Source organism: Streptomyces sp. CB02058, from assembly GCF_001905505.1.
GTDB lineage: Bacteria > Actinomycetota > Actinomycetes > Streptomycetales > Streptomycetaceae > Streptomyces.
In genome coordinates this window covers 844117-856182 of sequence record NZ_LIPG01000002.1, presented here as the reverse complement: position 1 = coordinate 856182, position 12066 = coordinate 844117, and the positions used below count along the sequence as shown (strand labels likewise).

11 protein-coding genes are annotated in these 12066 nt (G+C 74.1%); 6 read left to right on the top strand and 5 right to left on the bottom strand.

The features are described from left to right. The first annotated feature begins 61 nt into the window (after positions 1-61). On the top strand, positions 62-709 hold the full coding sequence (eda, locus tag AMK10_RS11035; protein ID WP_073747450.1) for a bifunctional 4-hydroxy-2-oxoglutarate aldolase/2-dehydro-3-deoxy-phosphogluconate aldolase: 648 nt from the start codon (positions 62-64) through the stop codon (positions 707-709). An 87-nt stretch (positions 710-796) separates the two neighbouring features. Here the strand turns inward: eda and AMK10_RS11030 are convergent, their stop codons facing one another. From AMK10_RS11030 to AMK10_RS11010, 5 genes are all read right to left on the bottom strand, one after another. Beyond that, the gene (locus AMK10_RS11030; protein WP_073747448.1) at positions 797-1582 is read right to left on the bottom strand and encodes a sulfite exporter TauE/SafE family protein; all 786 of its coding nucleotides are present in this window, start codon (positions 1580-1582) and stop codon (positions 797-799) included. An 11-nt stretch (positions 1583-1593) separates the two neighbouring features. Further along, a complete protein-coding gene (locus AMK10_RS11025; RefSeq protein ID WP_073747446.1) occupies positions 1594-2844 on the bottom strand; it encodes a bifunctional RNase H/acid phosphatase in 1251 nt (416 codons plus the stop codon). Beyond that, positions 2844-3587, bottom strand: coding sequence for a zinc ribbon domain-containing protein (locus tag AMK10_RS11020; RefSeq protein WP_198959695.1), 744 nt, complete (start codon positions 3585-3587; stop codon positions 2844-2846). Before AMK10_RS11020 ends, AMK10_RS11025 begins: the two co-directional genes overlap by 1 nt. After that, positions 3584-4411: a Nif3-like dinuclear metal center hexameric protein gene (locus AMK10_RS11015; RefSeq protein ID WP_073747443.1), complete on the bottom strand. Its 828-nt coding sequence runs from the start codon at positions 4409-4411 to the stop codon at positions 3584-3586. Before AMK10_RS11015 ends, AMK10_RS11020 begins: the two co-directional genes overlap by 4 nt. Positions 4412-4517: 106 nt before the next feature. Further along, positions 4518-5555: an ABC transporter substrate-binding protein gene (locus AMK10_RS11010; RefSeq protein WP_073747441.1), complete on the bottom strand. Its 1038-nt coding sequence runs from the start codon at positions 5553-5555 to the stop codon at positions 4518-4520. Between the two features lie 995 nt (positions 5556-6550). On the opposite strand from AMK10_RS11010, the gene AMK10_RS11005 reads away from it, so the two are divergent. The 5 genes from AMK10_RS11005 to AMK10_RS10985 all read left to right on the top strand — a co-directional run bounded on the left by AMK10_RS11005 (position 6551) and on the right by AMK10_RS10985 (position 12055). Beyond that, positions 6551-7879, top strand: coding sequence for a hypothetical protein (locus AMK10_RS11005; RefSeq protein ID WP_382564223.1), 1329 nt, complete (start codon positions 6551-6553; stop codon positions 7877-7879). Positions 7880-8363: 484 nt separating this feature from the next. Next, positions 8364-9335: an ABC transporter ATP-binding protein gene (locus AMK10_RS11000; RefSeq protein ID WP_198959675.1), complete on the top strand. Its 972-nt coding sequence runs from the start codon at positions 8364-8366 to the stop codon at positions 9333-9335. Continuing rightward, positions 9335-10057, top strand: coding sequence for an ABC transporter permease (locus AMK10_RS10995; protein ID WP_073747437.1), 723 nt, complete (start codon positions 9335-9337; stop codon positions 10055-10057). The genes AMK10_RS11000 and AMK10_RS10995 overlap by 1 nt, the downstream gene beginning before the upstream one ends. Before the next feature lie 14 nt (positions 10058-10071). After that, positions 10072-11241 carry a sensor histidine kinase gene (locus AMK10_RS10990; protein WP_079180664.1) on the top strand — a complete coding sequence of 390 codons (1170 nt, stop codon included), beginning with the start codon at positions 10072-10074 and terminating at the stop codon, positions 11239-11241. Positions 11242-11422: 181 nt separating this feature from the next. Further along, on the top strand, positions 11423-12055 hold the full coding sequence (locus tag AMK10_RS10985; RefSeq protein ID WP_073748029.1) for a response regulator transcription factor: 633 nt from the start codon (positions 11423-11425) through the stop codon (positions 12053-12055). Positions 12056-12066: the final 11 nt, after the last annotated feature.

Below are 12066 nucleotides of genomic sequence, written 5' to 3'. Positions count from 1 at the left end.
GGCGTTGCAGCATGCGCAACGCTCGTTGCGTGCTGTGCGGTCCTCGCGGCAGGATGAGCCCATGACCTCCTCCGCGCCAGCCGCCGTGTCCGCATCCGTACTGGACCTCGCCCCCGTCGTCCCCGTCGTCGTCCTGGAGGACGCGGCCGACGCGGTGCCGCTGGCCCGCGCGCTCGTCGCGGGCGGGCTGCCCGCGATCGAGGTCACGCTGCGCACGGCCGCCGCCCTCGACGCGATCCGCGCGATCGCGGCGCAGGTGCCGGATGCCGTGGTGGGCGCGGGCACGGTGATCTCCCCGGAGCATGTGACCGCGACCGTCACGGCCGGGGCCCGTTTCCTGGTCAGCCCGGGCTGGACGGACGCGCTGCTGGACGCGATGAAGGCTTCGGGGGTGCCGTTCCTGCCGGGGGTGTCGACGACGTCGGAGGTGGTGGCGCTGCTGGAGCGCGGGGTCACCGAGATGAAGTTCTTCCCGGCCGAGGCGGCGGGCGGCACCGCCTATCTGAAGGCGCTGGCCTCCCCCCTTCCGCAGGCACGGTTCTGCCCGACGGGCGGCATCTCGCTCGCCTCCGCGCCCTCGTATCTCGCACTGCCCAACGTCGGTTGCGTGGGCGGCAGCTGGATGGTGCCCGGCGACGCCGTCGCGGCGAAGGACTGGGCCCGCGTGGAGCGGCTGGCGGCGGAGGCCTCGGGGCTCGGCCGCGGCTGAACGCGGGATCGCGGCGCGGGCATCCGGCCGTGGCCGGACCCTGGTCCGTACGCCCGGCCGCGGCTGAACCCCCGGTCCGTCCCCGGCTCAGCTCAGGGTCTGGACCGCGTACAGCAGACCGATGCCGAGCGCCAGTGCGCCCAGCAGGAGGCGGAGCGCCGTTTCGGGGAGGCGGGGCTGAAGACGGGCCCCCAGATAGCCGCCGCAGAGGCCGCCCAGACCGCAGAGCAGGCCGAGGGACCAGTCGGGCGCGATGTCGCCCGTCGCCGTCAGGGACAGCAGTGCGTAGGCGCCCGCCCCGGCCAGGGACGTCACGAACGTGCAGGCCAGCGCGGCGGGCGCGACCTTGGCGACGGGGACCCCGCGCCCCACGAGTATCGGGCCGAGCAGCGAGCCGCCGCCGATCCCGTAGACACCTCCGGCGACTCCCACGGCCAGGGCGAGTCCGGTGGTGGCACGGGGCGACGGCGGCGGGACGGGCGGCCCGTGCCGTGCGGGGCGCAGCGTGCGGGCGCACAGCCACAGCCCGAGCGGGAGCAGCAGGACGGCGATGAACGCGCGGAACACCGTGGGGCCCGGCACGGCGAAGACCCGGACGACGGCGCCGACGAGCACGCCCGGCACGGCGCCCGCCACGAGCAGCCGGGTCAGCGGGCCTCGCAGCCGGCCGCTTCTGCGGTAGCGCAGCAGGGCCCCGGGGCACGACACCACGTTGTACAGCAGGTTGGTGGGGGTCACGGCCGGGCTGGGCACGCCGAGGACGCTGACCTGGATCGGCAGCAGGAACACCGCGCCGGACACCCCCACGGGCGCGGTCGCCACCGATATGAGGAGTCCGGCGACGAAGCCGAGCAGACCCTGCGACCACGTCACCGGCGGCGCCCTTACCGCAGGTGCGAGGTGTCGTTGAGGAGTCTCAGCGAGGGGTTGCCGTCCGCGTAGTACGCCACCGTCGAGACGGAGGCGGCCGAGAGCTCCATGCGGAACAGCGCTTCCGGCGGGGCACCCAGCGCGAGCCTGACCAGGGTCTTGATCGGCGTGACATGGGTGACCAGGAGCACCGTGCGGCCCTTGTAGCGGGCGATCAGCCGGTCCCGGGTGACCGTGACCCGCTCGGCGACCTCGGCGAAACTCTCGCCGCCCGCGGGTGCCGCGTCGGGCGATGCCAGCCAGGCGGTCAGGTCGGCGCCGTGGCGCTCGCGCACCTCGGCGAAGGTGAGGCCCTCCCAGACGCCGAAGTCCGTCTCGCGCAGGCCCTCTTCGACGTGGACCTCCAGGCCGAGCCGGTCGGCCACCGCCTGTGCCGTCTCACGGCAGCGACGCAGCGGGGAGCTGACGATCTCCTGGACCGTGCCCCGCGCGGCGAACGCCTCGGCCGCGCAGGCGGCCTGGTGGCGCCCGGTGGCGGAGAGCTCGGGGTCGCTGCCGCCGCTGCCGGAGAACCGCTTCTCGGGGGTGAGGGCCGTCTCGCCGTGCCGGAGCAGGATGAAGGTCGCGGGCGCGCCCAGGTCGGGTGCGCCCCAGCCCACCTGCCCGGTCGCGGCCGGGGCCGCCTGCGGCGCCGGCCGGGCGGCGGCCATGGCGGCGCGCACCCTCGCCGCGCCGGCCGCCGCGTCACCGGGCGGACCGGCGGGGGGCGGCGGCTCGGAGAGCACGGAGGCGCGTGTGGTCTCCAGGTCGGCCGTGGAGGACGCCGGCTCCCACTGCCCGCCGCGCTTGCCCGCGTCCATGGCCTCGTTGGCGAGCCGGTCGGCGTGCTTGTTCTCGGCGCGCGGGATCCACTCGTACGTGACCGAGGAGGCGGGCAGGACGCGCGCGGCCTCCTCGGCGAGCGGCTTCATGTCGGGATGCTTGATCTTCCAGCGGCCCGACATCTGCTCGACCACCAGCTTGGAGTCCATCCGGACACGCACCTGCACGGGGGTGTCCGGGAAGAGCTCCCTCACGGCCTTCAGACCGGCGATCAGGCCCTTGTACTCCGCGACGTTGTTCGTGGCGACGCCGATGTACTCGGCTGCCTCGGCGAGCGTCGCGGAGTCGGCCGGGTCGAGGACGACCGCGCCGTAGCCGGCGGGCCCCGGGTTGCCCCGGGAACCCCCGTCGGCCTCGACGACCAGCTGGCGGGGAGCGGACACTACAGGCCCGAGTCCGCGGTGCGGACCAGGATGCGGTGGCAGTTCTCGCAGCGCAGGACGGTGTCGGGGGACGCCGCCTTCACGTCGTTGACCTCGGTGATGTTGAGCTCCAGGCGGCAGCCCTCGCAGCGACGCTGGTAGAGCCTGGCCGCGCCGACGCCGCCCTGCTGGGTGCGCAGCTTGTCGTAGAGCTTCAGCAGGTCGGCGGGGACGGAACCCGCGACGACCTCGCGGTCCTTGCCCACGGTGGCGGCCTCGGCGTCGAGCTCCTGGGTGGCCGCGTCGCGGCGGGCGGTCGCGTCGTCCACCTTGCCCTGCACCGCGCCGACGCGCTCGGTCAGCTCGGCGACGCGCTCCTGGGCGGACTCGCGGCGCTCCATGATCTCGAGGACGACGTCCTCCAGGTCGCCCTGGCGCTTGGCGAGCGAGGCGATCTCGCGCTGGAGGCTCTCCAGGTCCTTCGGCGAGGAGACCGCGCCGGAGTCGAGCCGCTGCTGGTCGCGGACCGCGCGCTGACGCACCTGGTCGACGTCCTGCTCCGCCTTGGTCTGCTCACGGGTGGTGTCGCTCTCCTCGGTCTGCGAGGCGACGAGCAGGTCGCGCAGCTGCGCGAGGTCGCTGTTGAGCGAGTCGATCTCGGCGTGCTCGGGCAGCGAGGTGCGCTTGTGGGAGAGCTGGGACAGACGTACGTCGAGTGCCTGGACTTCGAGGAGTCGGATCTGGTCGGCGGGCGCGGCGTTCAGTTGGGGGCTCCAGAAGAGTGGTGGGTGGTCCAGGGGTCGGTGACCTGCTTCGAGACATGGACCCGCAGGCCCCATCCGTGGCGGTCGGAAATCGCTTCGAGCTGCCCGGCGGCCTGCTCGCACCAGGGCCACTCGGTGGCCCAGTGTGCGGCATCGACCAGGCCGAGCGGCGAGTGCTGGACGGCCTCGGAGGCCGGGTGGTGGCGCAGGTCCGCGGTGAGGAAGGCGTCCACGCCCGACGCGCGTACGGCGTCGAAGAGGCTGTCGCCCGAGCCGCCGCTGACCGCGACCCGCCGCACGACGGCGTCCGGGTCGCCCGCCAGCCGGATGCCCTGCGCGGTGGCGGGCAGCCGGGCGGCGGCGCGGGCCGCGAACTCGCGGAGGGTCTCGGGGTGGTCGAGCTCGCAGATCCGTCCCAGTCCCCGGCGGCCCCCGGCGTCGGGCACGAGCGGGCCGGTGATCCGCAGGTCCAGGGCGGCGGCGAGGGCGTCGGAGACCCCGGGATCGGCGGTGTCGGCGTTGGTGTGCGCGACGTGCAGGGCGATGTCGTGCTTGATGAGCCCGTGCACGACCCGGCCCTTGAAGGTGGTGGCCGCGACCGTCGTCGTACCGCGCAGATAGAGCGGGTGGTGGGTGACGATCAGCTGGGCGCCGAGGGTGCGGGCCTCTTCGGCGATCCGCTCGACGGGGTCCACGGCGAAGAGGACGCGGTCGATCTCCGCTCCGGGGTCACCGCAGACCGTGCCGACGGCGTCCCATCCTTCGGCCCGCTCGGGGGGCCAGAGGGCGTCGAGCTCGGCGATGACTTCAGACAGACGGGGCACGGAGGAAAGGCTACCTGTCCGCCGTGCCCCGCCGCCCCTGGCCGCCGGAGCCCGTGAGGGCGGACCGGCGGCCGGTGCGAATCGTTACGTGGGACGGTCCGGGCCGCTACTCGACGAGGTCGGCGCGCAGGTCGTCCAGGACCAGGTTCGCGGAGGTGACACCGAGGCCCAGGTACCAGGTCTCGTCGGACACGTCCTTGGCCCGGCCCGCCTTCACCGCGTCGAGGTTCTTCCACAGCGGGTTGGCCCGCGCGGTGTCGCGCTTGGTGGCCTTGGCGTCGCCGTAGACACCGGTGAAGATCCAGTCGGCGTCGGCCTGGTCGATGTTCTCGGGGCTGATCTCCGCGGCGAGGTCGTCGATCTGCTGGTTCTCGGGCCTCGGCAGGCCGACGTCCTGGAGGATCGTGCCGATGAAGGAGGCCTTGGCGTAGAGGCGGATCTTGTCCGGCAGGTAGCGGACCATGGAGATGGTCGGCTTGTCCGGGCCGATGTCCTCGCCGAGCTTCTCCGCCTTCTCCTCGTAGGCGGCCAGCTCGGACGTCGCCTTCGCCGTCCTGTCGAGCGCGGCGGCGTTGAGGAGGTAGTTCTCCTTCCAGGTGAAGCCCGGCCGGATGGAGAAGACCGTCGGCGCGATGGCGGAGAGCTCGTCGTACAGGTCGGCGGCGCGCAGCTGGCTGCCGAGGATCAGGTCCGGCTTCAGGCCCGCGATCGCCTCCAGGTTGAGGCTGTTGATCGTGCCCACGCTCACCGGGCTCCCCGCGTCCTTCTTCAGGTACGACGGGATCGCCTCGTCCCCCTCGGAGGGGGCGTAGCCGACGGGCTTCACACCGAGCGACACGACGTTGTCGAACTCACCGACGTCCAGCACGACCACGCGCTCGGGCGCGGACTCCAGCTTCGTGGTGCCCATGGCGTGGGTGAGCGTCCGGGGGAACTCGCCCGCCCCGGCGTCCGTGCCGTACGTCGCCGTCTTCTTCGCAGCGTCGGCGAAGTCCTTGCCGCCGGTGGCCACGGCGGCCTTCTTGTCGCCGCCGGAGTCACCGGCGGCCGAGCCGTCCGAGGCGTCACCGCCGCACGCGGACAGGGAGAGGGCGGCGGCGATCGCGAGGCCCATCGCGGCGGTTCCGCGGCGTCCGAGGGACATGTCTTGCTCCAGTTCGGGGCGTACACAGGAAATTCTTAGGAATGCCTAACCTTATGCAGGCCGGAAGGCGGCAGCACAGTCACCCCCTCCCCCGCAGGCGAATCCGGACATCGGCACCCTTATGTGTGAAGAGGCGTGGCTCGTGTTGTCCGGTGGGGAGCGCGAACCTAGCTTCGGTTGCCGGAGGTGACCGCACCATGACTGCCTGTGTCATCGAGAACAAACCCGCCGGGGTCGCCGGAAGCACCGAGACCACGGAACCCGCCGCCGATTCGGCCGATCCCACGGAGGCGGACGAGCCCGCCGAGCCGGAGAGACGTCGCACCGTGGACGCGTCCGAGGATGCCGTGGAGCAGCAAGGCACGGCGGCCGTCGCCGACGGCGACGGCCGTGGCGAGCGCGGGCCGTGGGTCGCACCTGACGGCGGCCCCGACCGCGGGAAGCAGGTCGCGCCGGAGGGCGGCGCCGGCCGCTGGACGCGGGTGACGCCCGAGGCCGGCGCGGGTCTCCGGACACCGGTCACCCCCGGCAGCGGTCCCCGTACACCCGCGCCCGGAGCGGGCCGCGGGATGACCGCGCCGGGCGCCGGCGAGGGCCTTGTCATGCCCGCAACGCCCGGCGGCGGTACGGAGCGCGGCGCGGCGGCGGTTCGCAGGGCCGCGGCCGCGCCGCCCGCCCCCGGCGTGGACCGGACGGCGACGACGGCCGTACCGATGGCACCCGGCGAGGACGCGGACCGGCCGGCGGCGGCCCCCGGAAGCGCGACGGGCACCCCGGCAGCCCCCCGGTCGTCCCCGGGAACCGCCCAGGCCCCCCGGGGAATCGCCCTGACGCGCCCCGGAGCCGCCCCCGCGCCCCCGAGAGCGGCCCTGAGGCCGCCCGGAGCCGCGGTGACGCATCCCGGCACGCACGGCGCGGAACGGCGGACCGTCGTGTTCCACGGTGTCGTCCCGTCCGCGGGCGCCGCCGCCACGACCGTGCCGTTCATCCCGCCCATGCCGTCCACCCCACCCCTGGTGCCCGGTCGCCCCGTGGCGCTCGGTGGAACCGGGGCGCTCGGTGGAACCGGGGTGTCCGGAGCGCCCGTGACGTCCGCCGCGCCCCTGGTCCCCACCGCGGCGGCGGCGCCCGCCGAGCCGATGGTCCCCGCCGAGCCCGCGGCACCCGCCGCTCCGGTCCGTCCCGCGCCGCCGGCGCTGACGATCGCCGCCGATCATTCGTACGCCGCGCGTCTCACCGCCGCCGACCGGGAAGCCGCCGATCCGGCCTGGTTCCCCGAGCGCTGGACGCTCGACGGTCCTGAGCCGTACGCCGTACCCCTCCCCCTCGACCAGCCGGAGACGGCGGACTCCGATGTGCTGCCGCTGTCCGACGGGCGGGTCCTGATCCGGCGTCTGGTGGCCGACCGGCACGCCTTCTCGCTGCTCTACCCGACGGGGCCCGGCACCGGTGAACTCCCCCTGGGTTCCCTCGTGTGCACGGATCTCACCCTGCTCCCCCCGACGCCGGACGGCATGAGCGCGTACGCCCTCGTGCCCGGCGAACGCTCCACCGGCATCTGGCTGGTGGCGGGCGGAGCCTTCGGGCCCGAGCAGGTCGCGGACGTACCCGGGCACTGTTCGGGCGGGGCGTGGCTGGACCGTGAGGGCCGGCTCCTCGCGCTGGACCGGCAGTTGCCCGGCGGCGGACCGGTGAAGGCCGTCGCCGTCGACCTGGGGCGGTGCGGCGAGGTGACGCCGCTGCTCCAGATCGCGCCGGGGAGCGACGACCGGCTGCTGCTGGCCGACCCCGACAGCGGGCTGCTGCTGATCCGCTCCGACGCACCGGGCCACGAGCGCCTCGGCTGGGGTGTGCTCGGCAGCTGCCTGCCGGTGCGGTTCCCTGAGTGCCTGCGCCCCGCGGACGTGACCGTGACCCCCATCGCCGTACAGCCGGGCCAGATGCTGATGCCGGAGAGCTGCGCGGTCGCCCTGCGCCTCGACGGGGAGGCGGGCAGCTGGGTGGGGCTCTGGCGTCCGTCGGGACGGCGGCTGCACCAGTACGCCGCACCGCAGGGATGGCTGACCGGGGCCGCGTTCTGGAGCCGGGAGGGCACGCTGCACCTGCCGTACGCGCAGCCCGGCGCGCCCTGCGCCCTGGCGGTCCTGGAGGCTCCGCCGGAGGCCGGGACCGGGTCCGGGGCCTGGGCCGAGGCGGAGTGCGGGGAGGCGCACGACCCCGCCACGAATGGAACGCAACCGTCCGCGGCGCCCGGGGCTCCTGGTGTGTGCAGGCCCGTACCGCTCGGTCAGGCGCCCCTCACGGGCAGCGCGGCGGCCGGCTGAGGGCCGTGGGCGAGGTCGTACACTCTGCCCCCGGGCTGCACGGCCGTTCGCGTGGATGCCGACGGCGACCGTGCCGGGCGGTGGTGGGGCTTGCGACGTACATGTAAGCGATTTATACGGGGTGAACTTCCCAGATGTCTGAAGCCCGAACCGACACGACCCAGACGCGAACGCCGGGAGCGGACGCGGACCGGGCCGAGGCCGGCGGCTCCGGCAAACACCGAGGGGGCGCGTCGGCGGAGAACGCGGCCGTGCAGTCGCACGGCCGCCACCGCCGTCCCGCCGAGGGGGGTGGCAGCGCGGCAGCCTGAACCGCTCCCCACGACACGAGGGCCGTCGCAGCCGAGGCTGTGGCGGCCCTCCGTCCGCTCCACCGGCTGCCGCGCCCGGCCCCGGCAGCGCGCGCACCCATGACATTTGTCCTCCCGGATTCCGTACACACGCCCCCTGCCGCGAGGTGCGCCTGATCCGTAGCGTCGTCGCCATGACGCGGACGACGGGGAAGACAGGGACGGCAGGACCCACGAGGACCGGGCCCGCGGTGGAATTCACCGCGGCGGTCAAGACGTTCGGGCGGGCGGGACGCACCGTGCGGGCGGTCGACGGGATCGATCTCACCGTCGGACGGGGCGAGACCGTCGCCCTGCTGGGGCGCAACGGGGCGGGCAAGTCCACGGCGATCAGCCTGCTGCTGGGGCTGGACACCCCGGACGCCGGCACGGTGAGCCTCTTCGGGGGCGCGCCCGACCGGGCGGTCCGTGCCGGGCTGGCCGGGGCGATGCTCCAGGACGGCCGCCCGATCCCCCGGGTGACGGTGAATGAGCTGGTCCGCTTCGTGGCGTCCCTCTACCCGCACCCGCTGCCCGTGGCGGAGGCGCTGTCCCTCGCCGGGGTCGCGGAGTGCGCGGACCGGCGCGTCGACAAGCTGTCGGGCGGTCAGATCCAGCGCGTACGGTTCGCCGTCGCGCTGGCCGGGGATCCCGCGCTGATCGTGCTGGACGAGCCGACGGCCTCACTGGACGTGGAGGCGCGGCGCGCGTTCTGGGTGTCGATCAGGGCCGTCGCGGAGCGCGGCGCCACCGTCCTGTTCTCCACCCACCATCTGGAGGAGGCCGACGGTTACGCCGACCGGATCGTCGTCCTGGACCGGGGCCGGATCGTCGCGGACGGCAGCGGCGACATGATCAGGCGGTCGGCGGGCGGTGGCCTGGTCTCCTTCGACCCGGCGGGCCGCTCCGTCGCGGAGCTGGAGTCGCTGCCCGGTGTCGTGGGCGTCGAGCTGCGCGGGGGCAGGGCTCTCCTGCGCACGGACGACTCGGACGCGACCGTCGTCGCGCTGGCCGGGCTCGGAGCCGTACGCGACCTCCGGGTCGGCAGGGCCACCCTGGAGGACGCGTTCCTGTCGCTCACCGCGTCCCCGGACGCGGTGTCCGCTCGCGGGACGGGGGCCGCGTGATGTTTCCCTACGTGGCGCTGGAGATCCGCCGGACCCTGCGCGACCCCGCGTTCCTGATCTTCGGGACGGGCATGCCGGTGATGATGTACCTGCTCTTCACCAACCTCGGAGGGGGCGACGACTACGACGAGTGGAAGGCCGCGTCGATGGTCGGCATGGCTGCCTACGGAGCGCTCGGCTCGGCCATGGCGATCGGGACCGGCATCGCGTCGGACAAGTCGCTCGGCTGGCTGCGGCAGTTGAGGATCACCCCGCTCGATCCGCGCCGGGCGGTGGCGGGCCGCGCGATCAGCGGTTCGGTGACCGTCCTGCCCACCGTCGTCACCGTCCTGCTGGCCGGGGCACTCGTCAACGGGGTCCGGCTGGCGCTCTGGCAGTGGGTGGCGCTGGTGCTGCTGCTGTGGATCGGCGCGCTGCCCTTCACCCTGCTCGGGATCGGCAACGGATACCGGCTGACCCCGCAGGGCACCGGTGTGGTCAACACGGCCTTCCTGATGGGCTTCGCGGTCGTCGGCGGGCTGTGGTTCCCGATCGACACGTTCCCCGACTGGCTGCGCAGGATCGGCGAGTTCACCCCCGCGTACGAGGCAGCCGACCTGGGCTGGTCGGTACTCGCCGGACACGCCCCGGCCGCCGGGTCCTCGGCCGTACTGGGCGCGTGGATGCTGCTGTTCGGCGGCCATGCCGTGATCTCCTACCGCCGGTCGGCGAGGACGCTGTGAGCGGGGGAGCGGCCGTGCTCGGGAGGAAGATCGCCCTGCGCCGAAGGACGGGGAGGAACAGGCGGCCGGGTCCGCCGGGTCCGTACGCCCTGCTGCCCACCCTGTTGCTGGGGCTCGGCTCGTTCTCCAACCTCTGGCAGGGCGAGACACCGAACCCCTGGGTCGGCGGCGTGGGACTGCTGGCCTTCAACTCCCTCTACGTCTCGGTGGTGTTCCGGGGTTTCGACAGGAAGCGGCGCAAGAGCGCCACCTCCTACGCGCTGCTGGCCGCGATGGGCGTCATCACCTTCGGTCTCGCCATCGGCTACGGCGGCAACTGGCTGCTGTTCTTCCCTCTGTTCTCGCTGGCCTGCGGCACGATCCTGCGCGGCAGGCAGCTCGGCGTCGGCCTGACCGCCCTGGCCGGGTTCGCGTGCGCGGTGGCGGTGTGGCGCGGTGACCATGTCTCGGAGCCGTGGACGATCGGCTACGGGACGTTCATCTCCGGGGCGGTGACCGCGGCGATCCTCACCCTGTCCGAGACGGTGACGGAGCTGCGCGCGACCCGGCAGGAGCTGGCCCGCAGCGCCGTCGAGCAGGAGCGGCTGCGCTTCTCGCGCGATCTGCACGATCTGCTCGGGCACACCCTGTCGGTGGTGGTGGTCAAGTCGGAGGCGGCGCGCAGGCTCGCCCCGCACGACATGGACGCCGCGATCGAGCAGGTCACCGACATCGAGTCCGTGGGACGGCAGGCCCTCACCGAGATCCGGGAGGCGGTGACGGGGTACCGCGAGGGGAGCCTCGGCACCGAGCTGGACCGGGCGTGTCCGGTGCTGGCCGCCGCCGGGATCGAGGCGGTCGTCCACCGCTCCGGCCCGCCTCCGGCCCCGCAGGCGGACGCGCTGCTGGGCTGGGTCGCGCGGGAGGCCGTCACCAACGCCGTACGCCACAGCGGCGCGACCCGCTGCGAGTTCGTCCTCGACTCCACATCCGAACGGGTCCGGCTGACGGTGACGGACGACGGAGCCGGACCGTCACGGCCCGGGGACGGGGCCGGCGGCACGGGGCTGAAGGGGCTGTCCGAGCGGCTGGCCGCCGCGGGAGGCTCCCTGGAGTCGGGCCCCGGGACGGACGGGGGCTTCGTCGTCGCGGCACAGCTGCCCGCGGGCGTACGGGGCGGATCGGGGCTGCGGGACTGCGGCTAGGACCCCTCGTGCGGTGCCGGCCCCCGATCCGTCGACCGGCGCCAGAACTGCCGGGGCGGTGGCGGCGTCCTGGGCAGGGGTGGTGGCGGGGCTCCCGCCGGCGGGTGCCCCGGAGGGCCGGATGGCGGCATCGGAGCCTCCGCGAGGCCCCGGGCGGCCTACTGTGAGCCAGGTGAACGAGATGCCGCAGGACCACCGGCCCACCGGTTCGGTACGCATCCTGCTCGCCGAGGACCAGGGCATGATGCGCAGCGCGCTCGCCCTGCTGCTCGGGATGGAGCCGGACTTCGATGTGGTCGCGCAGGTGGCCGCCGGGGACGAGATCGTGGACGCGGCGCTCCTGTCCCGTCCGGATGTGGCGCTGCTGGACATCGAGCTCCCGCACCGCAGTGGCCTGGACGCGGCGGCCGATCTGCGTACGGAGGTGCCGGACTGCCGGGTTCTGATCCTGACGACCTTCGGCAGGCCGGGCTATCTCCGGCGCGCCATGGAGGCCGGGGCCGCGGGTTTCCTGGTGAAGGACGGCCCGGTCGGGGATCTGGCGAAGGCGATCCGGCAGGTGCTGGGCGGCGAGACGGTGATCGATCCGGCGCTGGCCGCAGCCGCGCTGGGTGCCGGCCCGAGCCCGCTGACCCAGCGGGAGCGGGACGCGCTGAACGCCTCGGTGGACGGGGCGACGGTCGCCGACATCGCGGTGAAGCTGAGCCTGTCGGAGTCCACGGTCCGCAACTACCTCTCCTCGGCCATCGGCAAGACGGGCACCCGCAACCGCATGGAGGCGATGCGGGCGGCCCGTCAGCAGGGCTGGCTCTGACACGCCCCTTC

Bases quoted from the DNA above. Each gene is read 5' to 3' on its own strand.
- eda (WP_073747450.1), top strand. From the start codon at position 62: ATGACCTCCTCCGCGCCAGCCGCCGTGTCCGCATCCGTACTGGACCTC.
- AMK10_RS11000 (WP_198959675.1), top strand. From the start codon at position 8,364: ATGACGCGGACGACGGGGAAGACAGGGACGGCAGGACCCACGAGGACC.
- AMK10_RS10985 (WP_073748029.1), top strand. From the start codon at position 11,423: ATGCCGCAGGACCACCGGCCCACCGGTTCGGTACGCATCCTGCTCGCC.
- AMK10_RS11010 (WP_073747441.1), bottom strand. From the start codon at position 5,555: ATGTCCCTCGGACGCCGCGGAACCGCCGCGATGGGCCTCGCGATCGCC.
- AMK10_RS10995 (WP_073747437.1), top strand. From the start codon at position 9,335: ATGTTTCCCTACGTGGCGCTGGAGATCCGCCGGACCCTGCGCGACCCC.
- AMK10_RS11005 (WP_382564223.1), top strand. From the start codon at position 6,551: ATGCCGTCCACCCCACCCCTGGTGCCCGGTCGCCCCGTGGCGCTCGGT.